The organism is Streptomyces sp. NPDC088354, from assembly GCF_044753585.1.
Taxonomy (GTDB): domain Bacteria; phylum Actinomycetota; class Actinomycetes; order Streptomycetales; family Streptomycetaceae; genus Actinacidiphila.
In genome coordinates this window covers 1-1,136 of record NZ_JBIVNJ010000172.1, presented here as the reverse complement: position 1 = coordinate 1,136, position 1,136 = coordinate 1, and the positions used below count along the sequence as shown (strand labels likewise).

The 1,136-nt window shown below is 68.4% G+C and carries 1 protein-coding gene and 1 pseudogene; one reads left to right on the top strand and one right to left on the bottom strand.

Going from position 1 to position 1,136, the window contains the following annotated elements; genetic code table 11:
• Positions 1-220: 220 nt before the first annotated feature.
• Positions 221-545 (top strand): annotated as a pseudogene (locus ACIP98_RS42540) (transposase); the annotation flags it as partial.
• Between the two features lie 24 nt (positions 546-569).
• Here the strand turns inward: ACIP98_RS42540 and ACIP98_RS42535 are convergent.
• The gene (locus ACIP98_RS42535; protein WP_401982265.1) at positions 570-911 is read right to left on the bottom strand and encodes a SpoIIE family protein phosphatase; all 342 of its coding nucleotides are present in this window, start codon (positions 909-911) and stop codon (positions 570-572) included.
• Positions 912-1,136 lie beyond the last annotated feature (225 nt).

The window sequence follows — 1,136 nt, the reverse complement described above, 5'->3', positions numbered from 1 at the left end:
AGATCGCCGGCGCCGTAACCGGCGGGGGTGCTCGCCGCCTTCATCAGGCCCTTGACCGGCTTCACGTCCGTGCGGCGCAGGGCGAAGCAGCTGAAGTGGGAGGGCTTGGGCGTGTCACAGGCGGCCCTCCCCTCACATCTGATAGCTACCCAAAACCTACCAACTGGGACTTGTCTGGCCGATCATGTGACTACTCGCCGTCCGGGTCGTTGACGTGGACATGGGGCGGGGAGACTTGAGCGATGCCGAGTGGGAACGGCTGCGGCCGTTCCCACCGGTCAGCAACCGGCGTTGTGGCCGGTGGCGGGATCACCGGCAGGTGATCGACGGGAGGCGCGGACCGGCGTGCAGTGGCGTGACCTGCCGGAACGGTTCGGGCCGTGGAAGACGGTCTACGAACGCCACCGGCTGTGGTCGGCCGACGGGACGTGGAACGTCTGTTGCAGCGGGTCCAAGCCGCGGCCGACGCCGCGGGCGAGATCGACTGGGACGTCTCGGTGGACTCCACCATCGTCCGCGCCCATCAGCACGCGGCCGGCGCCCGCACCGATCCACCACCGGCCCCTACGTCAAAAGGGGCCGAGCAGGCAGAACACCAGGCGCTCGCTGTCCGGCACTTCCAGGATCAGTGCGGTCACGAAGCATTCGTCCGCCTCGTCGTGCGAGTCGGCCAGGTGCCGAAGGAAGCTCTCCTCCAGGCGGGCGGACAGCTCGGTCAGCGAGAGGGCCTGCGGCGCCCACTCACGGAAGGCCCCGAGGACGGCGATGACGTCCAGGAACGAGGACAGTCCCCGCCCTCGCACGTCGCCGATGATGACCCGGGTGACCGCATCGGCCCGGGCGACCGCGTACAGGTCCCCGCCGACCCGGGCCCGACCGCCGGAGGCCCGGTAGACCGAGGCGACAGCCAAGCCACCGATACGCGACGGGTCGCACGTTCGAGGGGCGGTCTCCGTGAGACCGCCCCTGGCTACTCCGCGACCGGCTACACTCCAGCCGCCCAGCGAAACCCCAGGTCAGACAGCGAGATCCTGCTGGAGTACTAGACGAGTCTGTCCGAATGGCTGCGGGCATGAAGAGAGGGTGTTCAAGATCCGTTTGTGACGACAGAACTGAACACCCTCGTGACCGCACTG